Origin of the sequence: Moraxella pluranimalium (assembly GCF_002014825.1) — a bacterium.
Lineage (GTDB): Bacteria > Pseudomonadota > Gammaproteobacteria > Pseudomonadales > Moraxellaceae > Moraxella > Moraxella pluranimalium.
Window position 1 is genome coordinate 117,316 of sequence record NZ_MUYU01000012.1, and the last position, 26,977, is coordinate 144,292.

A 26,977-nucleotide genomic window follows, 5' to 3' on the forward strand; every position below is an offset into this window, starting at 1 on the left:
GGATTGATAAGTATCACTAATCTGTGTCATCGATACTTATCAAGATTATCCACTATTAAATTTGCTGCCAAACCGCTTTTTCGGCTTGGCAAAATTAGTTCAATGCGTGCATGATCATGACAGTATTCATCATCATGCACCAACGCCTGTGGCACGCATGGTTAGGCAAACCACGATTGGCGAGCCTGCATGATTAGCTTACCTGCGCTATCAGCATCCAAGCCTTCGATATCTTCGATATCAAACACCGCTTGTTCTGCCAAGTCATCTAGAGTGATGATATCACGCTCAGCAAGCTTGTAGGCGATTGCAGGGGTCATATCTTCTAGGGCAAGCAGTTCAGCACTTGGCTCTTTGATGTTTTGTTGTTTTGCCAATTCATCTGAGATGATGACTTCTTTGGCACGAGCTTGGATCGCAGCAATGGTCTCATCATCCAAACCGTCGATTTCATAAAATTCTTCGACAGGTGCATAAGCCACTGTTTCGATATCGCTAAAGCCAACTTCAGCCAGCACTTCTGCCAAATCACGATCAACTTCCAAACGCTCATAGAACATCTCAATCACCGCTTGGCTTTCAGATGCTTGGCGTTCGTTATATTCTGATTCTAGAATCATGTTCAGCTTATAGCCAGTCAATTCAGATGCCAAACGTACATTTTGACCTTGTGAACCGATTGCACGAGCCAACTGATCATTGGTCGCAAAAATCACTTCGGCTGTCTTGGTATCTTCGTCAAGCACAAGACCGCTCACATCGGCAGGCTCTAGTGCACTGATGATGTATTGGGCCGGATCTTCATTCCATACCACGACATCGATACGCTCGCCGTCAAGCTCTTGTTGCACCGCTTGAATACGAGTGCCACGCATACCGATACACGCACCCACAGGGTCGATGCGATGATCATTGGTCTTCACCGAAATCTTGGCACGCAAACCTGGCAAGCGAGCCACATCACGAATCTCGATGATTTGTTCGCTGATTTCAGGGACTTCTTTTTGCATCAACGCAATGAGCATCTCATTGTTGGTACGAGATAGTACAAGCTGCGGGCTTCTGCCATCACGATTGACCTGTGCCAAAATCGCAGTCACACGGCTTTTTGGGCGTAGGTTTTCGCGTGGCAAAGTCTGATCTTTTGCCAAATAACCTTCGGCATTATCACCCAAATCGATGATATACGCATCACGGCTTTGTTTTTTGACTTCGCCAGTCACCATCTCGCCTAGGCGGGATTCAAAAGCATCCGCCACCAACGCACGCTCAGCTTCACGAATCTTTTGGATAATGACTTGCTTAGCTTGGGTGGCTGCAATACGACCAAATTCAATCGATTCGATTTGTTCTTCGACGATATCGCCGATTTTGTATTCGTTTTCGTCCAAGTCGCTGATTGCAAGCTGGCAAGCTGGCATCTCATGATCTTCATCTGCGACCACTGTCCAGTAGCGGAAAGTATCATAATCGCCAGTTTTGCGGTCGATATGCACACGAATCGCCACTTCCGGCTGTTCGGTATAGACTTTTTTCTTGGTAGAAACGACCAACGCTTGCTCAATCGCTTCAAAAATATCTTCAGGATTTAGCCCTTTTTCGTTACTGACGGTCTCGACTACGGTCAAAATTTCACGACTCATCTGCAGATCCTTTGGGTTGGGTTAATGAATAATAACTTAATAAAATTGGTTAAATCGGTTTAGTCTTCATAGACTAAGTGTGCTTTGTCGACGCTGTCAAATGCCACATCAAACTCAAGCTTATCTTCGGTAACTACCTTCATCGTGTCCGTGCCGACTTCGACCAAACGGCCAACGACTTTACGACGCTTGGTGTCGCCAGTGCCGATGGCATGAATTAAGCGTAGGTTGACAATCTCGCCGACATATTCAGCGACCTGCTCACGGCTAAATAGCGGACGGTCAAAGCCTGGGCTTGAGACTTCCAGTACATATTCGCCAGCAATTGGGTCATGGACATCTAGGACACCTGAGACTTGGTGGTTCACCGCTGAGCAATCTTCGATGGTCACGTGCTCGCCATTAGCACGGGCTTCTGGCAGGGTTTCAATATAAATACGCAACAGCGACTTGCGTCCTTGTGGCATAAACTCAATGCCCCACAAATCCACACCGCAAGCGGCAACCGCAGGGGCGATCAACTCAGTCAATTCAGCAATTTTGCTTGATGGTTTCATGATTTAAATTGTGCTTCCTAAATAAAATACACGATCTTTGTGCAAGTTTGGCAAACGATAAATACAAAAAAACCCACAAAACATCTCGTTGGTGGGCAATCTTTATACCAGCCGACAGCTTAAGCTACATCTGTAGTCATAAACTACCTAAATTCATCAAAAAGAGAAATTTAGGATTTTAAAAAGTGGTAGCGGGGGCTGGATTTGAACCAACGACCTTCGGGTTATGAGCCCGACGAGCTACCAGACTGCTCCACCCCGCATCAATTTAGACTGCTTATTATACGGTAAAATTTACCAATGTCAAGCATTATTTTAAAAATTTTACCTACTTCATCAGTAGGAAATTTTGGTGCGATCGGAGGGACTTGACATAATTTTATAAATCATTGTTTTTACAATGCTTTATCTGCCAAATATCATCACAAAATAATTAAATACTGTTATCCGTACTGTTATTATTTTGTGCCTTCGCACCTTGCTTGCTGTTAATCGCTGTTATTATTGCATATCGCTGGCATCTTGGCAAGCTGTCTCACGCATAAAAAAAATTAGATCTTTTTTTCATTCAGCGCTTGACAAGTAACCTAAGTTACCATATAATAACACCATCAAGAGCAATAACGCACTTGATTAGCCCCGAACGGGGTTATTGATTAAAACCTTAGCTACTAATACAGGAGCTCGAAAATGCAAGTTATTATCAAAGAGACCAATCAAGTTGAGACACTAAGCCTAATCGACAATAAAACTGGTGTAAACTATGTAGCAGACTACATTGGCAACACAGGTGCATTTGACCGTGAATTTGAGCGCGGTGGTGATGATTGGTATATCTCTCAAGATGATTATGATTGGTGGGTAGATGTTATCGCCAAGCAACAAGCAAGTAATAATTTGCAAGCCGAATATCTTGAGACACACAGCAGTGATGAGCTATTTGATTTGTTAAGCCAAATCACCGCTTGCGACCTTGAAGATATTGTTAATCAAGAGTTTGAGCTATTACAATCTGCACTAGATTAAGTATCGACAATTAAGCTACAATACCTTGGTTCGCCAAGGTATTTTTTTGGAGTGATGATATGGCAAAAAGACGCACTGTAACGCAAAGACTGGCATATCGCCTAGATAGAGAGACCAAGCTTGAGATTATTAGTGAGTGGGCTGATGGCAGACGAGCCAAGTTACAAGAGATTAAGGACAAGCTGGATTATGCTTGGTCACACGATGACGAGCTTGCTTATCGGCACGCCCTTGATGAGTTGACCGACATGATATTTAGACTGGAGCCAGCAATCAAAAACTCAGCCAAGCAATTGATTTTTGGGGAGTATAAAGATGATTAAACAGGCAAAATACAAGGCAAGCAAGCAAGCTAAGCAGTACACATTCGACTTGTATTTAGCTGATGCAGACGAGCTGACATTATCCCAATTGTTGGATGATGCCAAAGCCAAAAAGCAACTTAAAGCCGTCATCAAAGAGGCTTTGCTGTTGTGGCAAAAAAACAAAACCGCCAATTAAGGCGGTTTTTTAAATGCACCATTCTTAGTTTCAACACACGCCCCGAAAGGCGATTAAAATAGCATCATAGTTTCAACGCACGCTCAAAAGAGCGATTAAGATAGCATTATGGTTTCGACACACGCCCCGAAGGACGATTATAATGGTATCATAGTTTCGACACACGCTCTAAGAGCGATATTGCCTAAGCAACGACTGTATTTTGCCATTGCTTAGGGTGATTGTCAAGCCTCATTGGTGCTAACTTTGCCATCACTACGCAATACAGGTAGATTGTATCGGTGCTCAGCAGGTAATGCTTGAGTGCCACACCAACGATAAGCAAGCACACGAGAGCGACTAAACGGCTTGATGTTGACTGCATCGGATTGATTCCCACCGAGTACCATCAAGTTGCCGAATTTGTCCTTACCCACTACAAAGCCGACATGACCACCGCCGTTACGACTAAAGACAACCACGCAACCATAAGCAGGTTTAGATAGTTTAGTACCCACATTCGCCCATGAGCGTGCAGACGGGTAAAGACTTGGCACGTGCTTACCCAGCCCTGCTTTACCCATCACATAGCCGACAAAACCACCGCACCACGGCGTTTCATCGTCTTTAAATGCGGGATTGCGACCAAGCTGTTCACTTGCCACACGCCACATTTCAACAATCAATGGATTATGCTTTGCACCTTTGATTTCTTTTTGTCCAATGCATTGACGGGCAATCTTAATCCAGTTTAATTCATTCATATTTTCACCTTACTTAAAAATAGACTTAAATGTCAATTTAATCTCTGCGATAATCTCGCTCAGCTTTTTATCTGTCAATGACAGTAAGACCGATTGATACAAGATGCCGACAAGCGTCATGCCAAAGACGCTACACAGCATCATCACAAAGCCGTGCGATGTATACCCCCAACTTTGCCATCCCATGTATTCAATCAGCCAACCACCTGCCATAAAGCCAAAAGTTGCACTAAATGCAATCTTAATCAGCACACCAAAGCTCAGCTTTAGCTTGCCATCTCTGTCAATATCGCCCGTTAATGTCATCGCAAAGACCGCACCGATGATGACGGCAAAGACTTTGACGAAAAACGGTAAATCCGCTAAATTATTTGGCATAATCAATCTCCAATAAAAAAGCTCCCTTGCGGAGCTAATATACTAATGATGGGAAACATCTATGATATAAGGTGTATTATCATATTGTATCGCTCCGATGTGTTGATCGCTCCGTCTTTTTGATTTAAAAATCAAATGAAAAACACGTATAGGCTTTAAAACATTATTTTCAATTCTAAATGCTCTTAGATAATGTTGATAGCCGTGCAAATAAACAATGCTTACTTCCGCTACGATTGCACCTAGTAACACCACACCACAACGCTTATTTGGGTCTATTCTGTCAAGCATTTTTAAATAGCCATGTTCGCTATCAAAGACCGTTTCGCCTTTTTCGTTATAAACTTCCAAACCTACTTTTGATTGGTTATTGATTTGTGTGGAATAAATATATACATTAAAGTCATTAGGGTTGTTCGTGTATATTTCTAAATATTTATTGTTCCTACTTGTAAATACACCGCCACAAAAATTAAACCCACTAAACGCATCCATAGCAACCACAGGAAAAGCGATGTGAGCGGGTATTTCATAACGATAACGCACCATGGGTTCTGTAGGAAAGGTACGCCAATTTCTACTACTTAATCGCTCGCCATATTCAGGGCGATTATAATTAGTTGCCCCCAAGTTTTGCATATCGCTTTTTTTAATCTTTTGAAACAATCCAAGATTGTGATAATGTGAGTCAATGACCAAATTATCAGTATTGGTTAAAATTTGTAAACCTACATTCATCTTAATACACTCCATAAATAAAATCACAGGGGATATTTTTGTAAGAAATGCGGTCATTACCCACTATGATTGTTGCTTGTGTCATGGCTATGGCAAAATCATCATCATTGACCGCCGATTCTGCCATAATAAAAAAAACTTTGTTGTTATACAGGTATTCTTGGGGTATTACCACCTCACCAGATGCCTTTGCAGACATTGTGCCTTTAACCTGTCCAACAATGCGTGTTAAGCGAGAATTTGCATCAAATATCTTAATGCCATTTTCATCATAAATTTCTAAGCCAACCGACATAAATTTATTACTCCTACCATAATCCTAATCTCACCCTTAAACGATTATTCTCATCATACACTAATAAAACACCATCTTTGATTTCTAACCGCTTGCCTGTTTCGGCAGATTTAAAATGCCCGATATTCGCCGACAACGCCGACAAGCTTTGGATGCTTGCTTTGTTGATTTTGGCAATATCGATTGAGCCATTTTGGATATACGCACTACTCAAATACACCCCTGCAGGTACTGATACGCCACCCACGGTCGTCGGTGTTGTCAGCACACTAAACAAGGGTGTTTTTGTCGTGCCAGTTGGTGATGCCACATAAAACTTATTAGCACGCACCGCAAAATCCGACACGCCATTTGAGCTTGCCAAGCCAATACCAGAGACAATGCCATTGCTCTCAGCTTTGAGCGTCCACTGGGCGGACAAGCCATTGATGCTTTGGCTATGCTGCTGTATCGATGCAGTTTGCCCATTGACCGTCGTCTGCAAGGTGCTGATTTTTTTTGCTTCTGCCGCGATTTTGCCGTCCACTTGATTTACTTTTGTACTTAAATCATTTAGAGCAGCAGCATTGGCTTTGGTGCCAAGGCTAGTATTTAAGCTGTCAATACGCTGAGACAACGCATTATTTGCCTGTGCTTCAGCGCGCTTAAACTCATTAAGACTGGCGTTCGTGGCATATGGTGACAAATCCACGTTGACATCTTCGGGAGCAGGTGTCCAGTCGGTGGCGATTGTACCCAACTCCAATTTTGGGTTTTTAACCAGCATATTCTCGCCAGCAATGTCCCAGATTTGGATTTTTACGCCGTCAATCGCTCGGAGCGTCTTGCCTGTTGGTGTGGCGATTTTGTATTCCACTCGCCCGTCAAAACTCGTGCCATTTGCCACATTGGACTGCCAAGCCCCATACCAGTTGCTTGTGCCGTCCGTCCACACACAGCGGATTTCTGCCCCAATCCGAAACCATTTTGCCCCCTGTGTGGTGGCTCTTTGTGCATTGGCAAATCGCACATCGCAGGACAAAACAAGGTGGGTAACATTGCCAAAGTCAATGTTTTGGCTCACATTAAGGGCGGTTGTGCCGTGTGCGGTGCGTGATACTTGACTGCCTAAAATCAAGTTTCTGCCACCGATTTTTAAGTTATCAAGCCGTGCATTCAGCTGGCTTTGAGCTGTTGCTAATGCTTGATTTGTGTCGCTTGTTGTGCGTTCAAGGGTGGCAATTTTACTTTCACTCGTGCCAACTCGTCCGTTAATGCCATTAACTGTACTTCGCAGATTTGAAATGGCTTGGGCGTTGGCATTGTCACCACTGGCTCGGGTGGTTTCTTCTCGTGCCAACCGTGCTGTGATGTCGGTATCGGACTTTTTATAAGCACTATCTAACGCACTGATTCGCTGTGATAGAGCCGTGTTATTGTCGCTGATTGTTTTTTCTGCCTGTGCAAGCTTGGCATTTGTAGCAGTGTCGGCTTGTTTATAAGCGGTATCAATCGCACTGATTCGCTGACCCAATGCAGTATCGCCATCAGCACGAGCCGTCTGCTCTGTGGTGATAGCGCTGTTTGCGGTGTTGGCACGACTCAGCGCATTATTAGCTGTTGCTTGTGCGTTGTCAGCTTTGGTTGTTGCCGTGTCTGCCTTGCCACTTGCAGTGTTAGCCGTGTTTTGAGCGGTGGTTACATTAGCTTGCAAGCTTGTGATTTGCCTTGCTGTTGCTGTGTCTTTGTCACTCAAAGTCTTAAGCTGACTTGCCACACTGGCTTTGTTGCTGTTGTAATCACTTGTCAAGCTGTCAATACGGCTAGACAAAGCAGTATCGCCATCGGCACGGGCTTTTTGCTCTGCCGTCAAGCTTGCCACACTTGCTTTGGTGCTATTAAGCGTATTGTAGCTTGCTTGCAGTGTATCGACACGACGAGACATGGCACTGTCTTTGTCAGTGAGTGACTGCTCAAGCGTTGCAATCTTGGCATTAGTTTGTGTATCTGCTGACTTATACGCTGTATCAAGTGCAGTGATACGCTGAGACAAAGCATTATCCGCTGTTGTGCGTGCTTGTTGCTCGGCGGTGATACTGCTATTGAGTGCGGTATCAGCTTGCTTGTAGCTTGCATCGAGCGTATCGATACGCCGTGATAATGCACTGTCAGCAGTCGTCATCGCATCACGCACGCTATCAATGCTTGCAAACGCATCTGATTGTGTCATCACGACACCATCGGTCATCGTGTGTTGCCAACTAAATCTGATAAAGCTTGCTGTAGCGTGCTTAAGCTGATAATGACTTTGTGCTGTAGCACCAACTGCGACTTGGCTAGTAATCAGCTGACGGGTCGCATTAAAATACGCAATATGCAAATAACGCAATGTGCCATTTGTCGCTTGTATCACATAGTTAGTGTTGGGCTTGATAGCGATAAAATCAGTCAAGCTGTACTGATTGTGATTAGCAGGTGCGTTAGTCTGCACATACCAAAATTGCCCCCGCGTGACATTGCCAACAAGATTACCGCTGTTGCTAAGACGAGCACTCAGTGCATCAATCGCTGTTGTGCGTGCTTGTGTCTCAGATGCCAATGCTTGCTGTACGCTTGATAGCTGTGATGCGGTGTTATCAGCGGTTGCTTGCGCTTGATTAATCTGCTGTGTCAAGCTCTCTTTGTCTCGTGCGATTGTTGTATTAATCGCACTGATTGACGCTGATAAGCTGTTGTAATTAGACTGCAAGCCGTTAATCTGTGTATTGATTTGGCTGTCAGCAGACTGCAAAGCACTAATATCACGGATAGCATTTGCGATATTGACTTTGTTTGTGCCAATCTCAGACACTGCACTGTCAAGCTCGCTTTGGGCTTGTGTGATACGGCTGTTAGCATCACTGATTGAGCGATTGAGCGTATCAAGATTGCTTGCCGTGCTTGAGATGGCTTGTTGTAACGAGCTCTCAATACCGCCAATCTTGCCAATTGGCGTGCTTAAATCTTGATGTAACTGACTTGCTGTGATTTGACCTGTCAAAAGCTCAAGCACTTTATCAGCTTGTGCTTCGGTCGTGCCACTTGTCCAATCCGTCCAGTCCGACACATTGCCGAGCTTATCGACGATACGGGCACGGTAAAATTGGCGTAAGTTGCCTTGTAAGCCATTGACTGTATGTTTGTCCGTTGGGTAGGCAAATGTGCCAAGCGTGGCGATATTGCTACGGCTGTCAGGTGATACTTGGATTTCGGTGTAAGCCGTGTCATCACTGCCTGCATTAAATGACCAAGCCAACTCCATGCCAAATAGCTTGCCTGTGGCGGTAATGCGTGCAGGGCGTGGCGGTTTGCCGACTTTACCTGTGATTTGCGTAAGTTGGCTAGTCGTGGCTAGGCTCTCGTTGTCGAATGCGTCAATCGCTTGCACTTCGGCGATATAATTGCCGCTATACACACCATCAATATCCACCGACTGACCGCTGATTTTGGCGATAGTCTGCCAGTTACCATCGTCTTTACGCCAACGGACACGGTAAGCGACCGCCCCTTGCACCTGTGTCCAGTTAATCGTCATGGTTGTGACAGACTGATTTTGGTGCGTGCGTACAGACTGGCTGATAGTAACGCTTGACGGTGCGGTCACTGGTGTTGCTGTCAGTGCTGTGATTGGCGCAGGGGCAATCTGCGCACCGTAGTCGATGGCATCATATTTTTGGCGCTCGTATTGTAGCGCTGTGATGCTAAATGTCACATCGTCGTTTTGGGCAATGGTCAAGATGCGAAATTGCATCAATTTTAAATCATCGCTAATCACCGCCCACACCGCATCATCATTGATGGTGAGTGCCTTATCGGTGGTGATGACTTGACCGTCCACACGAGTGATTTTAGCCGTCTCTTTGCCAATCACAATGCTATCGCCAACTTTACCAGCCGTACGGTCAAGCGTGACAGTTTGGGCGTTGTGACTGACGACACGACCACTGATGGCACGCCCTGCAAAGACATTGTCAGCGATATTAATGATTTGCCCGACTTGTGGGATAAAGCCTTGCAAGCCTGTTTTAAAGCTGACGGTACGTGTCTCTAGCTGCTCAGATTTGAGTGCCCATAGTCCTGCACGCTGTGCTTGGGCTTGGCTGGTACAGCCAAAGACCGAGATGTCAAGCATACGGATGCCGTATTTGGCGATACCTTGCTCATCTCGGATGAGCTCGTACTCAGTCTTATAATCGTTGTCGGGATTATCCCACGCCGCCTTGACAACAGTGTGGCGGTCTCGTTGGCGTGTACCTGTATAACTCAACTCACCGCCGACGATATTAGCAGGGCTAAAGGTATAAACAGGGTCTTTTGGCGTGTCGCTATCGACGATGACCTGCGTGCCATCCCAGTACGACAAGCCACGAAATACGCTTGCAATGTTTTGGATGACTTTATAAGCATCGTCATCTTTTTGGATATAGACATTGATGGCAAAGCGTGGCTCCCTGCCGCCTTTGCCATCATCGACAGGCTCATCACAGTATTGCCCAATCTGATACAAACGCCATTTATCGACCATATTTGACAATCGCTCACCAAGCCCATAACGCTTATGCGTGCAGATGTCGTACAGCACCCATGCAGGGTTGTTGCTATAAGCAAGCTTAAAAGTACCATCCCATAGCCCTGTATAAGTGCGTGCAACAGGGTCATAGTTAGTAGGCACTTTGATTAGCTTACCTTTTAGACGCACGGCAATCTTGGCAATGTTGCTAAAGGTGGTCGCATCATAAGTCAAGCCAAGTAGTGCCGTGGCTGGATAGCGTAGCTTGGCATCGATAATCTCAGTGATGGCATCAATGCTGACTGTATCAGCAATCAAATCACTGTCACGATTGGGCGTGATGCGACGCACACGGATTGTCCAGTTTTTTGATGCCTTTGGCAACTCAATGCGGTGCGATTTTTTAAAGCCCTGTGATGCCTTGCCACGCACGGTATTTGACAGCACTTGATTAAATGCACCGCCATCGGTTTGTACATCGATGGCATAGCTGATGGCATAGCCTGTAATATCGCCGTTGTCTTTTTGCTCTCGTAGGGCGTTAAAATTTAGGCGTAGGCGTACCGCTGATAGGCTTGTGTTATTGATGGCTTGCACATAGGGCTTATCATGGCGTAGCTCAACACCGACATTACGCTCATTTTCGACCGCCGAAAAGCCTGCGATATGCTCTTGGTCAAGCGTGCCTGTGCGAAAATCCCATGTCACGCCGTCAAAGTTAGCTTGTCCGTTGTCATTGACAATCGGTGTGCCGTCCAAGCGGATTGACTTACCGCCATCGGCTAAGCCTGCAATTTCACCTTCTGCCAAGCCATACAAGCCCCTAAAATAACTTGTCGATACCAAATCATCTTTGGCGATTTTTGGTTTTTGTTGCTGATTTTGACCTTTTTTAGCACCGTAAATCATAGTATTACCCCATTGGTACTGTAAACTCTTTGCCTAGCAATTTGAGTGTTTTGACGGGCGTTGTCCCTGCGATTTGCTCGTCATCTACGCTGATGCCTGCACTGACGATAAAGCCACCAACATCACGCTCGCCGTACAGGATTGGCACGGGATTGCCTTGTGCGACCGTCGTGACAGCACCGCCAAAGCCTTTGTTTGGCCTGTTGCCGTCATCGTTTTGATTGTCCACTGTTGGCGTTGGCATCAGTAAGCTTGCCACACCGCCCATCAGCATACCCGCACCCGCCGCAATCAAAGCAACGTTCATGCCTGACGCCATACCCACGCCAATCAGTACAACGCCTGCGATGATTTGTAGCCATGCCATCGTCTTACCGCCCGAGCCAATCGCACGGGGCACGATGTGGATATGGCTTGCCGTCGTGGTATCGTCTAGCTGATTTTCGCTGATGTTGGTGCGTGCGTTACGCTTTTTGCCATTAAAGACAGCAAAGCGATAACCCAGTTTTTCGCTCTCTGCCAAAAATTGCCGAAACGCAGGGATTTGACAGCCGATGGCATGGCAAGCTTCAGATGCACTTTGTACATCCAGCTTAAAAAATCGCCCAAACTTTTTGCGTAAAATCCCATGTAATTCAATCGTTTTCATGCTTGTATCTCACTATCATTGCTGTGCGTTTTTGCCAACTCTCACCGTATATCTCACGCACACTAAGCCGTCCATGTGGGTGATGCAGTACCAAGTTATTACCGATGACTTTTGGGGCGTTTTCGCTGGTCAATTTGCCATCACCCAAATAAATCAAGGCATGATTGACATGATGCGTACGTCCAACACGGCACAAGATAACATCATGCTTTTGTAAGTCATGCACCTGCTCAAAGCCTGCTTTGCCAAAGTTTTGCTCATACAATGGCTCATGATTGGCATCTTCCCACCAGCTATCAATGCGCTCAAAGTCAGGTAGGCTAATGCCAAGCTCACGGCTATAATAATCACGCACCAAGCTATAACAATCCTGCGTGCCGTGATAGTACTCACGACCGATTAAGGGTGCTTGATAGGCTTTGGGGCGGTGGCTTTTGATGTTGCAGTACTTTTCGCCATCGCTATGCACGCCCAAGCCCACAATCACCCAATCCACGCCATGTAGCCCCATCTGCACTCGGTCAATCTCTGATGGCTCGGCACTGCCATTGGGGTGACTGTGTACGATGGCTGTAATGCCAAAATTAAACTCAAATTCGGCATATTCGGCAGGGTCAATCTCAAAACTATGCGCAGGGTCAGGGCTGATATTGTCCATACGCACATAATCAAGCTCGCCATCAAAAGTGTTTTGCACAATCAAGCCACAACACTCATGCGGATAAGTTGCCCATGCGTGCTCAGTGATGGCGTTTTTGAGTGATTTTGTTAATTTCATAAATTATCCAATTAGACTCGACGCAGGAAAACCGCCGAAGCTACCGACATTGTCACGGGCTTGGCACTCATGCAATGCACCACCGCACGCATCTTGTGATGGGTCATCAGTAGGCTTACCGCCAACGCTAAACATAGCAGTGCCCAGATAGCCACATTCTTCCATGCGATAACGCCCACACACCGCCCAATGACAATAATTGGTGATTTGGCGTACAGGGATTTTAAGCCCTTCAAAATCGACTGGATTTGATAGCTCAAATGTCGTCGTGGCGTTGGTTTCAGCGGTTTTTTGCTCGATGTACCAGTGTTGCACTTTGTAATTTTGCTCGTCAGTGCTGTTTAGATATTCTGCTAGGGTGTGGATAACTTTTAGCTTAGCGCCCGCAAAGTCATCAAATCGCAGACACAGCACACGCAACGCCTGCGACACACCGCCGATATCGTTATGTATCACAAGCGTTGGGCTGGATGCTTTGCCATCCGAGCGCATCTCTAGCCCATCAGCTTTGATGCTGATAGGCTGATACTCATTGCCTTGCCAAGTAATCGCACCGTCATTGTGCCCGTGGAAGCGGTAAATCTCACCGCCCAGCCGTCGGGCATCGAGCTCGTACAGGGTGATAAAGCCCTGTACGGTGTTTTGTTCGACTTTGGTATTAAAGGTCATACGCTTTCTTCAGCTTGTGTTTTGAGTGTTGCATCAGCAGTTTTGCACAATACGCCGTACTCGCCATCGCGATACACGACGGCAAAGGCGGTGATGGTGCGTGCATTGTCCCAGCCTTTGAGCTGTTGGGTTTGCTGATTCGCCCAGCCGATCAGCTCACTGCGGAACACGCTGACACGGTTACGGCGTAATAAGCCGTTGTTTTCTTCGTTATTCGTGATTTCAAAGCCGTCGTCTTCGGGGTAATAGACGATTTCGATATGACTGGCTTTTTCACCATAGACGCCGACCCACTCTCCGACTTTATTGATAAAGTTTGTGATTAGGTTGGCTTCATCACGGCTAAGCAATTGCACTTGTACGCTTTCGCTTTCGGTTTCGATGGTTGCTACATCATTCATAAGATACTCCAAATAAAAAAAGCCATTGATTATCAAGGGCTTGTGGTTAAAAAGCTTGTTCAAATTTTAGCGAAATTTGCCAAAAGTTACCTTTACGCTGACTGACTTGGTAGCCAGCGCAAGTGTATTTGGCGGTGATGCCGTGCGGGTCAGTCCACCAAAAAGGGCGTACACCGCCGTGCTCATCAATAAAGTCCATAATGGGCTTAATCATCGTCTGATAGTCGCCCGTTTTGGTGCCGCTCCAGTCTTTGCGCTTATTATTGATGCCGTGGCTGACACGCTGGGCGTAGCCATCGCCAAACTGCGTCTTGGTCACATGGTGCGCCACATCAGCGGATGCGCCCATATTCATGCGCCATCCAAAGGTCTTGAGATTAGACGCCATAGAGCATACCCCCTTGTCGTTTTTCGCGCATCAGTTCTTGTTGCACGGTGGTCTTGATGATGTCGCCCAGTCGTTTGCCAAAGGCATGGTCGCTGGTCACATCACCGCCGTTGCTATCTACTGATACATTGACGCTGATATTATTGACCGTACCGCCATTGCCCATGCTGTCTAGCTTGGCATCAAGGGCTTTGGCGGTGTGCTTTGGTAGCACTCGTTCGCCTTTTTCGAGATTCCAAGTGCCGGATTTCGGCACGCTCATGATGCCGTCATGGGCTTGGCCGGTTAGGCTTCCAATGGCTTCGCTGGCAATCAATCCTACCGATGCATAGCCAGCGGCACGCACGGCGGTTGCTGCAGGCACACCCATAATCAGGCCACCTTCGGCAAGTGCTTTGGTTGCTGCAAGTTCGGTATTGATGACAGCTTGACTGATGGCAATGATTTTTTGACCAGCAAACATAATTTTGGCAGCGGTGGATTGTTCGCCATAGGCGTTTTTGACGATTTCCGTCATCTTATCCCACACGCCAGATGCCAAGCCTACCGCTTGCTGCTGCAATCCCAAGCGCTCATTGTAGTTTTTAATCTCAAGGTCAAGCACCTTAGCGAAATGCTCTTCGAACAAAGCTTGCTTTACAGCGGTTGCAGCACCGATGGTATCGCCAATTTGTTGCTCATAGCTGGTTACAATGGCTAATTTTTCGTCATATTCACGCTTTAGTCTTTGAGCGTCGGTCTCAAATGTATAATTTTTTTGCAGATTGGTAAAATCATTAACCGCATCAGTCTTTTGTTGGTTGCCGACCAAGTGATTGATTTGTTCTTGATTAAAGCCTTGCACCGCCAAATCATATCGCATTGCTGCATACTTATCGGCGGTTTGGGTGGCCAAGTACAAATGACGCTCTAATGCATCATTTGACTTCTTGATTTCAGCATCTAGCTTAAGCTGTGACTCAGCCGCTTCAAGCTGTCTAAGCGCATTGATCACGCCAATCACTTGCTTTTCAGTCAGATTGCTACCTTTTTCGACATCATACAAGAACTCTTGCAATTTGCTGTTATTGCCCATCAGTGCGATTTGTCGGTTAATATCAGCAAGTTTGCTATTGTATTCGTCAAGTCCCTTGAGCTGATTGGCAAGGTCAAGCTCTTGTTGTTTTCTATCAAACAATGGCTGCAGTGCGGCTTGGTTGGCTGGGTCGCCATATTTGCCACTAATGACATCGACCGTAAACTCGGCGTTTGGGTCACCTTGTAGCTTAAGCTTATTAACCAAAATGCTGCGGTCAAGTGATTTGATTTCGTCATCAAAAGCTTTTTTGGTATCTTCAGCCAATTTCTTGGCTTCTTTGGCGGCCAATGGTGCTTTGGCTGCAACACCCAGGGCAAGACCTTCGGACACCCATTCACCGATTTGTTTCATTACACGGGACGGCGAATTGATGTCAAAAAAGCCTGTGACCGCATTTTTCATGCGGCTTGCCATCTCACGCACTTTTGCCACGGCACCTTCAATTTTGCTGCTGATACCGTTAATCAAGCCCTGCACAATCTCAGAGCCCGCTTGACGCAGTCGTCCGCCAATGCTAGTGACGGCACTGACCATTTGGCTCATGGCATTGCGTGCGATACCGCCAAGCTGTGATAGGCCGCTTTGGATAGCGGTTTTGACACCGTTAATATCACCACGTACCAATGTCTTAATGACGTTAAACACGGTCGATACGACGGTTTTTACAGCGTTAAAGCCTGCATTAAAAATAATCGCAAAGCCAGTTACACCGGCTGTCAATACTGCCTTGGCGCCATTGATACCGGCTGATACCGCCGCTTTTACGCCGTTCCAGACGCTTTGAGCCACACTTACCAAGCCATTCCAAGCACTGCTAAAAACGCTTGCAACGCTTGTGATAATTGGCTTAATGGCATTGATGGCGGACTGTACAGCAGATTTGACGCTATTCCACACGCTCGATGCGACACCGACAATACCTTGCCACGCTGACGATACCGCTGATGACAAACCTTGCCATACCGCCACAACAGCGCTAAAGACTGTCTTGGCAACGGCGGTGACACCAGACCATGCCGCACTTGCAATAGTCGCAATACCGCTAAAGATACTGCCAATATTGGCGACCATCTCTTGTACAGGTGCTGGCATACCCGCAAGCCAATTGGCAAAGGCTTGTTTGATGGCGACCCATGCTGTATTGACACTGCTGACAACGCTATCCCAAATCCCACCAAACCATGCGCCAACGCCGCTCCATACACCCTGAATCCATTGCCATGCTTGGCTTGCATACTCAGGGATGGCGTTCCAGACTTCTGTTGCTTTAGCCTTGACCATATCCCAGTTGTTATACAGCCACACACCTGCTGCGACCAGTGCAGCAATCGCCGCAACCACCGCCACAACAGGCAAGCTAATCGCACCGATGGCCGTGCCCACAAGTCCTGCAATGGCAGTCAAACCACCCAATGCCGTCGTAACTAGCGGTACCGCCAAGCCAATTGCACCCAGTGCCGTGCCAAGCACAAGCACACCACCAACAATACCGGTGATGGCAGTGACCATTGTCGGATTTTCCTGGGCAAATTGCTTAATGCCATTGATGACCGGTAATAAGGCTTCGGCCAATGCGCCAAGTGCAGGCAAAAACGCATCACCGATGGCGGCTTTGGCGTTTTGCGTAGCGTTCTTAAACATCTCCATTTTGGCGGCAGATGTATCGTTGATATTTGCCGCTTCTTGGCTCATTGAGCCTGCGTATTTGGACGCATCGCCCATCGCCTGCAGATGCTTACCAAGTGTATCAGTGCCATTAATCAGCTGTGAGATGACAGCGATAGACTCACTGCCAAAGATGTCGTTGATTGTTGCCGCTTGTGCTTCTTCGGGTAGCTTTTTGATGGCTTCAAAAACTTTGTTAATCGTGCCGATACTGTCTGTCTGCATACCTTTGGCAATCTCGGTATAAGACAAGCCAAGGTCGTCAAACGCCGCTTTGGCAGACTTGGACAAGCTTTCGCCCTTGACCAATTGCAGCATCATATTTTTTAGACCAGTTGCCGCTACATCTGGCTCAACTGATGTCAAGCTTGCTGCCATTGCTGCGATTTGGTCGGCTGATACACCAGCAATCTCACCAAGTGGACCGATACGCTGTACTACTTCCATGATTTTGGCGGCGGCGTTGGGTGAGTTATTACCCAGATAGTTAATTTTATCCGCCAATGTCTCAACTTCTGCCTGCGACATCTTAAATGCAGTACGCATCTCTGCCATCGCTTGCCCAGCTTCTTCGGCGGTAATATCAAATGCCGTGCCCATCTTGGCGGCCGCTTCGGTAAATTTGACAATCTCATTAGCGGCAATGCCTGACTGACCTGCGGCCGCTGCGATTTTGGCAAGCCCGTCAAAGGCGATTGGCACACGAGTGGATAGCTCTTCAAGCTCGGCACGCATCTGTTTGATGCCGTCGGGCGATTCAAAATTCACCACTTTTTTGACTTCAGCCATCGCCGATTCAAACTTCATGGCTTCAGCCGTGGTTGCCTTGATACCTGCACCAATCGCCACCAAGCCAACAGCAGACGCCGCACCGATGGTTTGCATGGCGTCAAATGCACCTTGATGACGCTTCTGAAAGCTCTCCATCTTGGCGTGGATTTTGTCAGTCTGTTTGGCAAAGGCATTGAGCCCATCTTGAGCTTTTCGCAAGCCACGATCAAAAGCGGTGGTGGTCGCTTCGAGTACAATTTGTAATTTTGATACGGTTGACATTTTGACAGCTCATAAAAAAAGCCCCTGCATAGCAAGGGCTTGAGTGGTTTGTGGGTTATTTGCTTGGCATGGGCACGTTTTTGGTGACGCTCAGCTCGTTGTTGGCTTTATTGATGTTGATATGCACGGATTTTTCGGACGATTGATAATAAATATCAAGCTCGTTGGCACGGTCAAAATCCTTAGCATAAGATGAGATTTCGCCACGGTACAACAGGGGCAACAGCTCACCGCCATTGACACGATACGCCATCACATCAGTGTCATACACTGCATAATAGCCGTGTTGCATCTTTTTGGTGCGTAGCGTTGAGTGGTTGTATTCAAGGCGCAAACTTTGCGGATTGAACGCAAACACTCTGGGCTGTAGCCCCATTTGGATGTGCGGATATTTATAGCTGGTGTCGTCGTTTAGCACGATGCCATCACGATCCTTTTTAAAGCTTTTGAGCGTTTTGACCAAATCACTTGAGCGTAACACAAAGCCATCGGCGGTGTTACTGATACTAACCCCGTGACAGGCAAAGTCATAACCCTGAAAACTATTCAGGACGACTTTTTGCGGTGGGTTGGGGAATGTCGCTTTGGTCGTATAAATAACATCGATGCCAAATGTCTCTGTATTGGCAAATGCCAGCTCCATCGTGTCGCAGTCGGTGTGGGTGTTGGCGTATGCCATGCTTGAGCACAACCAAGCCATCACGGGCAAAACAAGTCTTTTCATACAGTACTCCTTTTGGTGATACTGTACTACATTTTGATGGTCATGTTAAGCCTGTTTGCCATTAAACATCGCAATCATCGCTTGCACTTCGGCCCGTGCTTGTGCTTTAGCTCGCTCAATCTCAATCTGCTCACGCTCATCATCGGTCATTGGATGTGGGTCAAATAAGATAAAATCGCTCAGTGATTTGTCTTTATCCCCAGCTTGCAAATAGGCAAGCATCGCAAAGTTGGCATCGATGCGATACCCACCGATAGGGTCGAGCTCATCGTACGCCTGCCATTCGGCAAACTCGGCAAAGCTCATCGTCCGCACCAATTCGCCAACGGTTTTGCCCAGATGACCCGCCAGCTTGTACAAAAACCGACGATCAGCGTCAGCGATCAGTCCTTTTTTAGCTCTTCAAGCTTTTTATCAAAGCCATTGACTTGATTAATCACATCGACCAGCTCTGATAGCGTGTCTGAGTGCATCTTGCCCAGTGCTTTTAGGTCTGCATCACCAAACAGGCGTTTGCCGTCTTCATCGCACACCGAATACGCCACCAAGCGCAGTGATGCTTTGACATTATCGCCCGCATCTTTGGCTAGGCTGCCTTGTTCGTCAATGGATAGCTTTTTGATATATACCGTGCCAACACCAGTCAGCTCGTAAGTGGTCGGTGCGCCAAGGTCGCCAAGCTTTGCCAATAGTTCGTTTTTGTCTAATTTACTCATGATATATCCTTAATAAAAAAAGGGCGTCGAACGCCCTAGGTGTGAAAAAATTGGTGGTGATGATAAACCTAAATGGATTAGGTGGTAAGCTCTTTGGTGACTTCGCCAGTGATGACGATTTTACCTTTTTTGCGGATTTTCTTTTTGGTGTCTTCGGCATCCGTCGTCAATTCACTGATGATGCCTTTAAACTGGCGACTTTCGGTGGCCGCTTCCAAAAATTTAATCTGAAAATATAGCTCGCTACCACCTTCAAATGCCGTCTGCATCAATTGATGTACTGTATCATCTGGCAGTAACACATATTCCAGCTCAATTTCGCTGTTTTCCTTGAAATCTACAACGCCATTGACTTGGCGGCGGTCATCTGTTTCGGTGATGTCGTCAAGCACCTTGGCTTCTGATGGTACGCCACACTTGAGCAAACGCTCAAGCTTTTTAAAGCTGGATGATGTGCCTGTTGATGATACAAGTAGCTGATAAAAGCTATCTTTGGTTTTTTCGACTGTGTTGGTGATTTCTGACATAATTTACTCCTGTCAGTTGGTGGTTGTTTAAAAAGATTAAAAATAAGTTTGCCAAAATTCGTACTCAATGATGGCTCGGTATTGCCCGCTGTCATAGTGGTGCTGTACGCCCAGATAGTTACTTGGTGTAATGCTATCTAGTCGCCCAACGACACGACTTGCAAGGGCAAGCATATCGTCATAATTATCGTGGTAGATGTCAATTTGAGCCCGTACCCACTCATGACCCGTCACACCGTCCAAAGTGTTGTCAGGCTCGGTGTGGATAATCTGATACACGATATAACTGTCAGCCGTCTCAGATGTCTCAGGCACATACAATGGATATACACGACCATCTACCAAGTCGGATAATAGGCTGTAGATTTTTTCGGCGGCTTGCATAGTTACCCCATGATTTTATCAATGCGTTGCCCGAGTTTTTGGGCAAATCGGTCGGTTGCACCGTCTTTATTGGCCTCAAAGGCAGGACGGATAAACGGTATCGCAGGCCGACCCCTTGCCCCATACTCTTCGTGGAATATGTAATAGTAGGCGTTCTGACGGCTCTTTCGGCTGCCTTGGATCGCCACATAGATGGCAATCGCTGCACCGTCCATATTGGCACTATCGCCTTTGGTTAGTCTGCGACGCTTGATGTTCGACTTGATAACGCCAGTTAGATACGGGGCGTTGGTTTTGGCTTGTTGCCACATCGGTGTGCTGGCAAACATGAGCGAGCTATACAGCGCACCGCCTGCGTCTTTGTTGCCGACTTCGTCCCGTAGGCGGTGTAGCTTGGCGTTGAGCTCGTCAAGTCCTTGTATTTTCATCGGTATATCGCCTTGGCAATGATGATTTTTTTGTTATCTTGTGGTACTGGCATCAGTCCAATCACTTCGTACAGCATATTACTACCGTCGAGCACTTCGATATGGTCGGTGTGTCTGATGTCCATCTCATAATCTAGGTGCATTTTGGCATCAATGGATGTACCCTGCGCCTTTGCCTCGATAAAATCCCTTGAGCTCACCGGCAACAGCTCACAAAATGCCGGTATGGCTGTTGTTTTACCCTTGATTTCGGCGCCTGTCTTACTGCGTGTGGGCGGTGCTGCACGGATGATATGGATGGGTGTTTTTAGCTGATTTCGGCTGATTCGAGCCATTTTATACCCCCATTCTGCGATATTTGGCGGTCAAGCGGGCGTAGGCAGGATTATCATAAATACGCTCTACTTGCTGACTGGTGCGCTGGTCGTACAGCGTGCCCACCATCATCAAGATGGCTTGACGTAGCGGCAGTTTGGTTTCACCGTCGGCGGTCAGACAGATGGCATCATTGAGCGGTCGGTCGATATCGTCTTCGACGTGCTGGATGGCAGTAGGGATAAGCGACAAAATATAATCATCATTAGCCGTATGCGTGATCGCTAGGCTTTTTTTGACTTCATCAAGCGTGATTTCTGGGCTGATCATGATAATATTCTCAAAATAAAAAAGCCCCGTCAGGTTTAACGGGACTTTTTGTTGTTGGGTTTATTTGGCGGTTAGTCGTCCAAATTCTCAGGGGTTGAGTCAAGCTGACCGGTTACGCACGCATCTGGCATACGCACACCAAAGGCTGCACGCATCTCAGCGCGGATAGTAACCAAATTTTTGACAAAGTTGTCGCGGTCTTCGGTCGATAGCTCAACTGCAACATCTTGGCGGATATAGCCATCGGTTGCCATCGTGATATTACCGATCCAGTACTTGCCCGCTGGCATACCTGCTGACTGGATGACACGCACACCCCATAGTACAGGGGTCACAGTCGCACCCGGTGAACCAAAGATATAATGGCCGTCACTGCCTTTGGTACGCTCAATCCTAGACCAGTCTTCAGGGTTTAGGATGACCGCATCAGGCGGTACAAAGCTGGCAAATGCTTTGGCTTTGGCAGCTGATACAGTGTCAATAGCATTGGTATCAGCAGGTAGTACGACTGAGTTGCCTTCTTTTAATAGGCCGCTAAATGATGTGGTATTGCCGTTAATTACCAGATACTCAAGTTTCAGACGGATGCCATACGCCATACGGCCACGGATATACGCCACCAGTGCAGGCATATCGGCTAGTAGCTGATTGGTGACACGCACCCAGTGGGCGACGACTGACACGGTCAGCTCTTCGACCTTGAAATTCAGCGTACTTTCAGGCTTCATCTCGCCTTCTGGCACCACATCCGCCATAAAGCTATGTGCAGACTCCTTCAGTAACGGGATTAGCGACTCACTGACTGGCGTCCAGTTGATCAGCTCAACGATGGTCAAAGGCTGCTCAACAGCACCCTGAAACTCAGTTGCAGGATGCGCAATCAAGCCTTTATCACCAGTGATGGTACCGATGCCGATGGTATTGCGGACATTAAATTCACCATCCAGCACCATTTTACCGCGTGCTTTGGTGATGGCTTTGGCTTGCTCTAGCACTGCTTCGTTGCGTGATAGCAGGCCGCCGATATCGTTGGCATCGTTGCGACCTTCCAGCACGCCTTCAACCAGCTTTTGTTCAATGTCGGTCAAGCGTGCTGATAGTGCATTGGCTTGTTCAACCTGAGCACTCAGCTCTTTGAGTGCGTCGCGGGTCTCTTTATCCGCTTCGCCGTAGCTGGCAATAGCGGCTTTGTGCTTCTCAATCAAGCCATCAACTTCGGTCAGGCGTGATTTTAGCTGTTTGGCAATGGTCTCAAAATCGCTTTGGCTATTGCCGTCACGAGTTTGCAGTGCGGTATAAAGTGGGGTTTTATTCATACGATTTTCCTTAAGGTTGGTATGACAAAAGCCCATCAAATGACGGGCTTTTTGGGGTTTTGGTTATAACTCAAGATGTGCCAACGCACGGGATAATGACAAGGTCTCTTCGGATGGCTTGGGGTGCAAGATGTCGTCCAATTTGCCCAAAAACGACCTTGCCTGTGACTCACTCATGCCAAGCGTGCCAAGCATTCGAGTCGCATCAGCTTCGCTTTCGATAGCATCAATGCTGTGATCCGACTCAATGCGTGCCGCACGGTCTGATGGCTCGTCCACGATACTGATTTCGTATAGATCAGCACGCTTGATGATAATGCGATCGCTCAACTCTTCGTAGTCCATCGGTGCGACGGGATAAAAGCAAATCGACAAGCCATCAATGGTGCCATGTGTCATCATGGCTTTGACATCTTCGGCGATTGACAGATTGGCGGTCAGCTCACCAGTGACTTTGAGCCCGACATCATCTTCTTCTAGTCGCACCCATTTACCAATGCGACGGCGAATGGGCGTATCCATGAAGTCGCGCCAGCCGTGATTGTAGTACATATACACGGATTTGGCACGGCTGTTGACTTGGCTAATCAGCTCGGCGAACGCCCCACGGGCGAACTGCTCCCCGTAGGTATTGACGCTATCCCATTTCACCGCATAGCCTGTGAATTGGTACGCCGCACGGGGATTTTTACCCGTGGCAAATCGGATATTGCTGTCAGTCATCGGCATAAGCCGAACTGGCATATCACGGCTCATCTGATTGCGACAAGCCAGTTTGTGTGTTGTTGGCATTGCTATCTCTCTCGTTGGTACTGATGGCATCTAGTGTGCCCATGTTAATCTGCATATACAGATGGTCGCCACCTGTCTTTTGTGGTCGCCCTTCTTCGTGGCGCACTTCATTGGGCGTCATTTGCCCGCTGGCAATGGCGGCACGGTAGCTATCGACACGCTCTTTGAACGACGCACGAAGCACCGCATCAGCGTCGAACTCAAATTCATATTTGCCCCAGTCTTTGCGTGGCAAAAGACTGGTCAGCATGGATAATTCCAGTTTTTCAAGGTACGGGCGCAAATTAAACTTGTAAAATGCGTCAATGATGGACTGGATACCCGTGCCCCAGTTGGACGATTGCGAGCTGTCATTGATTAGGATGGATGGCACGCCAAAAATACGGCCAATCTCTTCAATGCTATAACGGCGTGTGGACAACAGCTCAATATCGCTGGGCGTCATGCTGACCGCTTCAAATTTCATGTCCAATGGCAATACGGGGATACTGGTTTCACTGCCTGAGACCAAGCCGCTCAGCTCTTCACGCAGTACTTGGCGTTGTTCTGTTGTCGGGTTGCCCTTGGTCATCAGCACGCCGGTGGGCTTAGCACCATTGACCATCAGACTCGTTACCTTGTCATCAGCACTATCAGCCACGGCGATTGCCTTTCTTGCGTGCGCCAGTGGCGACATACCCACTGTACCCGTGCCAAATAGCTTGACGTGCCAAATTTCATCAGGCGTGTAGTCCTTGGTCAATGCACCGCCCTGACTATCGGTCAATGTACGACGATAAATCAGCTTGCCTTGCTCTATCACCACATCCATATTGGCTGAGTTGATGACATCTAAGCTGACAATACGCTCACTGCCAGCGCTCACTTTGCCCTTGATGATGTAGGCATTGCCACTACTGACCAGATTTAGCATAAGCTGCTCAAAAAACTCAATGCGTGTTTGGCGTGCATTTGGTCGATAGCGTAGCAGATTGACCAAGTCATGATTGGCTTTGGTACGGTTGCCGTCTTTGTCAATCTCATACATCTCAAGTGGCAAGCTTGCCACCGTCTCAGCCAACAGTCTGATACTAGCAAACACCGCCGACACCGTCATAGCACTGTCAAAAGTGACGGGCTTACTGGTTTTTGGCGTGCCTGTGATGGGCGTGGCGTACTGACTCCCCGTCGCAGGGTCGCTAGGCGCAAGCCCAAACCACGCCTTTATGCTGTTAAATACACTCATGCCTTAATACTCACAAAATCCGCCAAATAGGCGTCCAATTGGCTGTTAAAATCATTGTTTGGCAAATCGCCCGTCTCAGCGTAGTGATACGCTCGGTTACTGGCGATAATGCCAGCTATTGCAGGGTCAATTTTGCTCTCATCGCTCTCTTTGCGTGGGAAAACGTTGCCATTGGCATCAGGCTTAACCATCACATTGCCCATACCAAAGGTCAGCACGGGATTATTGTTGTGGTGCAGTCTGCCAGCCAATAGCATTGCCGAAATCCACTTCATAGGCTCGGATAGATGACGCACATTTTGCGGGACTTCGACCATGTTTACATTGTTTTCCATCGCCCGCATGGCAAAATACATGGCGTTAAACGGGTCATAACCGCACTCAATCACATTATAAAAACTGTTATCAGCGTACAAATCACGCTCGATACGGTCAAAGTCAGTGATATTGCCATCGGTCACAGTCAGCCACCCTTGACGCTCCCACATTTGGTATATCTTTTGGTTGCGGTGCTGGGCGTCCAGCCGTGCCCGATTGATGTAATTATCACTAAACCAGTAATAATGTTGTTCGCCATCAATCGTGCGTACAAAGATTTTGTTTTTGCTTGCCAAGTCCTGCTTACTTGCCAAGTCAAGCCCGATAAAGCACGGATCGTCCGCAAAATCAGACTCTTTCAAGCTACTATCGCCTGCCTTCGCCCACAAGTCCATATTGAGCCAGCCACTTCGTGCCGCCACCCACACACAAAGATGCTTGGTGAGAAAATCGGTCAAAGCTTCGGGGTCAATCTTGGCACGCTGGCACGCTGCATCCAGTGCTTCTTTGCTGACCGATATGCCGTAGTTGGGATTGGCCTTTTTCCAAGTCTTCGGGTCAGTCCAATCGTCGCCATCATCCATCGTAAAGATGATGCCAAAATATCGCTCATGACTCTCAAGTCCCGACAATACTTTGGTGACAAGGGTTCGTTGTTGGTAGCACACGCCATCCAAGTTAAAGCCTGCTGTCGTAATGGCAAACAAAAGGGGCTGTGTTCGAGCCCCCATACCTGTTGCAATGACTTCGTAGGTGTCATTAGTTTTGTGTGCGTGCAATTCGTCAATGATGCCGCAATGGATGTTCAGACCGTCCAAGTTACCGCCATAATCACGGCTCACAGGCTTAAAGCTTGACATACTAGCCAGACAGCTTAGTGCGTGCATCTCAACCTTGATACCCATTGCCCGCTGCATATCTGGACGCTTTCGCACCATGCCCTGCGCTGTCTCAAAGACAATGCGGGCTTGGTCTCGAGTCGTCGCAGCACTGTACACTTCGGCACCCTGCTCACCATCGGCAAAGCACATATACAGTGCAATACCCGCCGCCAAAGTGGACTTGGCATTTTTGCGGGGTACTTCGACATAGGCAAAACGAAAACGGCGATTACCGTCAAAATCCACCCAGCCAAACAGGTTAGCAATGATAAAAATCTGCCAAGGCTCAAGCAAAATCAGCTCACCTTTGTTGGCAAGCTCGCCTTTGATGTGTGGCAAAAGCTCAATAAAACGACAAGCACGCTCAACACGCTTGGCGTCAAACTCAAACTCATAGCCTGATTTTTTGGTTTTTGCCAAGTCGTCAAGGTATCTTTGGCACGCTTGGCGCACATAATTACACGCCAAAATCTTGCCGCTCACCACATCACGGGCGTATTCGTCGGCAATGCTGGCATAAGCAACAATATCACTCATGATATCTTCGTAAATTGGTCAAATTCGTTGGCAAACAAGTCGCCTTGGTCAGTATTCACCTTGATGGACGATCTGGCCGCTGGTGTCATGCCAAATTCACGCCCTAGGGCAACCAGTTGTTTTTGCAAAGTGTTTCGAAGCTGAAAAAGCACCGACTGCACTTCAAAGCCATTCGGCGTGATCGCCATGCACTTCTCAAGCGTATCGATACGCTCACAGACTTCGCCATAGCGTGCCGCTGTCTCAGCATAACTACCAAAAATATCGCCATCAATCACGGACAACAAGCCAAGATTGACCAGCTCGGGCCCTATCTTGTGCCAAATCTTGCGTGCTTTGGCATCTAGCCAATCAGGGCAAGCAGGCAAAGCAATCTCGGGGCGTGCTTGGTTATCCAGTGCATCACGGTCGCCACGAATGCGACCACCTTCGAGCACTTTTAGCTGTGTGGGTTTGCGGGGACGAGCCATTTTTATAAATCCTTA

29 protein-coding genes and 1 tRNA gene are annotated in these 26,977 nt (G+C 47.4%); 3 read left to right on the forward strand and 27 right to left on the reverse strand.

Annotation, left to right across the window (positions count from 1 at the left end):
• Window positions 1-161: 161 nt before the first annotated feature.
• From nusA to B0680_RS05400, 3 genes are all read right to left on the reverse strand, one after another.
• On the reverse strand, window positions 162-1,643 hold the full coding sequence (gene nusA, locus B0680_RS05390; RefSeq protein ID WP_078254071.1) for a transcription termination factor NusA: 1,482 nt from the start codon (window positions 1,641-1,643) through the stop codon (window positions 162-164).
• Between the two features lie 59 nt (window positions 1,644-1,702).
• Window positions 1,703-2,200 (reverse strand): ribosome maturation factor RimP, encoded by a 498-nt coding sequence (rimP, locus tag B0680_RS05395; RefSeq protein ID WP_078254072.1) that lies wholly within the window; start codon window positions 2,198-2,200, stop codon window positions 1,703-1,705.
• Between the two features lie 186 nt (window positions 2,201-2,386).
• A tRNA-Met gene (locus tag B0680_RS05400) sits at window positions 2,387-2,463 on the reverse strand.
• Between the two features lie 427 nt (window positions 2,464-2,890).
• Between B0680_RS05400 and B0680_RS05405 the strand changes: the two genes are divergently transcribed.
• The 3 genes from B0680_RS05405 to B0680_RS05415 are packed head-to-tail and all read left to right on the forward strand — an operon-like array spanning window position 2,891 to window position 3,727.
• Window positions 2,891-3,226, forward strand: coding sequence for a hypothetical protein (locus tag B0680_RS05405; RefSeq protein ID WP_078254073.1), 336 nt, complete (start codon window positions 2,891-2,893; stop codon window positions 3,224-3,226).
• Window positions 3,227-3,285: 59 nt separating this feature from the next.
• Complete coding sequence (locus B0680_RS05410) at window positions 3,286-3,549, forward strand: hypothetical protein (RefSeq protein WP_078254074.1); 264 nt, start codon at window positions 3,286-3,288, stop codon at window positions 3,547-3,549.
• On the forward strand, window positions 3,542-3,727 hold the full coding sequence (locus tag B0680_RS05415; RefSeq protein ID WP_078254075.1) for a hypothetical protein: 186 nt from the start codon (window positions 3,542-3,544) through the stop codon (window positions 3,725-3,727). The genes B0680_RS05410 and B0680_RS05415 overlap by 8 nt, the downstream gene beginning before the upstream one ends.
• Window positions 3,728-3,951: 224 nt before the next feature.
• Here B0680_RS05415 and B0680_RS05420 read toward each other — a convergent pair whose 3' ends face one another.
• The 24 genes from B0680_RS05420 to B0680_RS05535 all read right to left on the reverse strand — a co-directional run bounded on the left by B0680_RS05420 (window position 3,952) and on the right by B0680_RS05535 (window position 26,962).
• Window positions 3,952-4,470, reverse strand: a complete 519-nt coding sequence (locus B0680_RS05420; RefSeq protein ID WP_078254076.1) for a TIGR02594 family protein — start codon at window positions 4,468-4,470, stop codon at window positions 3,952-3,954.
• A gap of 9 nt (window positions 4,471-4,479) precedes the next feature.
• Window positions 4,480-4,848, reverse strand: a complete 369-nt coding sequence (locus tag B0680_RS05425) for a hypothetical protein (protein ID WP_078254077.1) — start codon at window positions 4,846-4,848, stop codon at window positions 4,480-4,482.
• A 42-nt stretch (window positions 4,849-4,890) separates the two neighbouring features.
• The gene (locus tag B0680_RS05430) at window positions 4,891-5,586 is read right to left on the reverse strand and encodes a hypothetical protein (RefSeq protein ID WP_078254078.1); all 696 of its coding nucleotides are present in this window, start codon (window positions 5,584-5,586) and stop codon (window positions 4,891-4,893) included.
• A 1-nt stretch (window position 5,587) separates the two neighbouring features.
• Window positions 5,588-5,881, reverse strand: coding sequence for a hypothetical protein (locus B0680_RS05435; RefSeq protein ID WP_078254079.1), 294 nt, complete (start codon window positions 5,879-5,881; stop codon window positions 5,588-5,590).
• Between the two features lie 13 nt (window positions 5,882-5,894).
• Entirely contained in the window at window positions 5,895-11,318 is a 5,424-nt protein-coding gene (gene gpJ, locus B0680_RS05440) for a TipJ family phage tail tip protein (protein ID WP_078254080.1), read from the reverse strand.
• Window positions 11,319-11,322: 4 nt separating this feature from the next.
• On the reverse strand, window positions 11,323-11,967 hold the full coding sequence (locus B0680_RS05445) for a tail assembly protein (RefSeq protein ID WP_078254081.1): 645 nt from the start codon (window positions 11,965-11,967) through the stop codon (window positions 11,323-11,325).
• Window positions 11,954-12,745 (reverse strand): C40 family peptidase, encoded by a 792-nt coding sequence (locus tag B0680_RS05450; RefSeq protein WP_078254082.1) that lies wholly within the window; start codon window positions 12,743-12,745, stop codon window positions 11,954-11,956. The genes B0680_RS05445 and B0680_RS05450 overlap by 14 nt, the downstream gene beginning before the upstream one ends.
• A 3-nt stretch (window positions 12,746-12,748) precedes the next feature.
• Complete coding sequence (locus tag B0680_RS05455) at window positions 12,749-13,414, reverse strand: phage minor tail protein L (RefSeq protein ID WP_078254083.1); 666 nt, start codon at window positions 13,412-13,414, stop codon at window positions 12,749-12,751.
• Window positions 13,411-13,815, reverse strand: a complete 405-nt coding sequence (locus B0680_RS05460; RefSeq protein WP_078254084.1) for a hypothetical protein — start codon at window positions 13,813-13,815, stop codon at window positions 13,411-13,413. Before B0680_RS05460 ends, B0680_RS05455 begins: the two co-directional genes overlap by 4 nt.
• A gap of 46 nt (window positions 13,816-13,861) precedes the next feature.
• Window positions 13,862-14,203 carry a phage tail protein gene (locus B0680_RS05465; protein WP_078254085.1) on the reverse strand — a complete coding sequence of 114 codons (342 nt, stop codon included), beginning with the start codon at window positions 14,201-14,203 and terminating at the stop codon, window positions 13,862-13,864.
• Complete coding sequence (locus tag B0680_RS05470) at window positions 14,193-17,999, reverse strand: phage tail tape measure protein (protein ID WP_078254086.1); 3,807 nt, start codon at window positions 17,997-17,999, stop codon at window positions 14,193-14,195. Before B0680_RS05470 ends, B0680_RS05465 begins: the two co-directional genes overlap by 11 nt.
• Window positions 18,000-18,054: 55 nt before the next feature.
• Window positions 18,055-18,723 carry a hypothetical protein gene (locus B0680_RS05475; RefSeq protein ID WP_078254087.1) on the reverse strand — a complete coding sequence of 223 codons (669 nt, stop codon included), beginning with the start codon at window positions 18,721-18,723 and terminating at the stop codon, window positions 18,055-18,057.
• A gap of 45 nt (window positions 18,724-18,768) precedes the next feature.
• On the reverse strand, window positions 18,769-19,083 hold the full coding sequence (locus tag B0680_RS05480) for a phage tail assembly protein T (protein ID WP_078254088.1): 315 nt from the start codon (window positions 19,081-19,083) through the stop codon (window positions 18,769-18,771).
• A gap of 23 nt (window positions 19,084-19,106) precedes the next feature.
• Complete coding sequence (locus tag B0680_RS05485) at window positions 19,107-19,439, reverse strand: phage tail assembly chaperone family protein, TAC (protein WP_078254089.1); 333 nt, start codon at window positions 19,437-19,439, stop codon at window positions 19,107-19,109.
• 77 nt (window positions 19,440-19,516) lie between these two features.
• Window positions 19,517-19,966, reverse strand: coding sequence for a hypothetical protein (locus B0680_RS05490; protein WP_078254090.1), 450 nt, complete (start codon window positions 19,964-19,966; stop codon window positions 19,517-19,519).
• Between the two features lie 36 nt (window positions 19,967-20,002).
• Window positions 20,003-20,350, reverse strand: coding sequence for a DUF3168 domain-containing protein (locus B0680_RS05495; RefSeq protein ID WP_078254091.1), 348 nt, complete (start codon window positions 20,348-20,350; stop codon window positions 20,003-20,005).
• A gap of 2 nt (window positions 20,351-20,352) precedes the next feature.
• Window positions 20,353-20,778: an HK97-gp10 family putative phage morphogenesis protein gene (locus B0680_RS05500; protein WP_078254092.1), complete on the reverse strand. Its 426-nt coding sequence runs from the start codon at window positions 20,776-20,778 to the stop codon at window positions 20,353-20,355.
• Complete coding sequence (locus tag B0680_RS05505) at window positions 20,775-21,113, reverse strand: hypothetical protein (protein WP_078254093.1); 339 nt, start codon at window positions 21,111-21,113, stop codon at window positions 20,775-20,777. Before B0680_RS05505 ends, B0680_RS05500 begins: the two co-directional genes overlap by 4 nt.
• A gap of 1 nt (window position 21,114) precedes the next feature.
• Window positions 21,115-21,423 carry a head-tail connector protein gene (locus B0680_RS05510; RefSeq protein ID WP_078254094.1) on the reverse strand — a complete coding sequence of 103 codons (309 nt, stop codon included), beginning with the start codon at window positions 21,421-21,423 and terminating at the stop codon, window positions 21,115-21,117.
• A 71-nt stretch (window positions 21,424-21,494) separates the two neighbouring features.
• Complete coding sequence (locus B0680_RS05515) at window positions 21,495-22,739, reverse strand: phage major capsid protein (RefSeq protein WP_158078301.1); 1,245 nt, start codon at window positions 22,737-22,739, stop codon at window positions 21,495-21,497.
• A gap of 63 nt (window positions 22,740-22,802) precedes the next feature.
• Window positions 22,803-23,531 (reverse strand): HK97 family phage prohead protease, encoded by a 729-nt coding sequence (locus B0680_RS05520; protein ID WP_158078302.1) that lies wholly within the window; start codon window positions 23,529-23,531, stop codon window positions 22,803-22,805.
• Entirely contained in the window at window positions 23,485-24,756 is a 1,272-nt protein-coding gene (locus B0680_RS05525) for a phage portal protein (protein ID WP_143821361.1), read from the reverse strand. Before B0680_RS05525 ends, B0680_RS05520 begins: the two co-directional genes overlap by 47 nt.
• Window positions 24,753-26,492: a terminase large subunit gene (locus tag B0680_RS05530; RefSeq protein WP_078254097.1), complete on the reverse strand. Its 1,740-nt coding sequence runs from the start codon at window positions 26,490-26,492 to the stop codon at window positions 24,753-24,755. The genes B0680_RS05525 and B0680_RS05530 overlap by 4 nt, the downstream gene beginning before the upstream one ends.
• The gene (locus tag B0680_RS05535) at window positions 26,489-26,962 is read right to left on the reverse strand and encodes a phage terminase small subunit P27 family (RefSeq protein ID WP_078254098.1); all 474 of its coding nucleotides are present in this window, start codon (window positions 26,960-26,962) and stop codon (window positions 26,489-26,491) included. The genes B0680_RS05530 and B0680_RS05535 overlap by 4 nt, the downstream gene beginning before the upstream one ends.
• Between the last annotated feature and the right edge of the window lie 15 nt (window positions 26,963-26,977).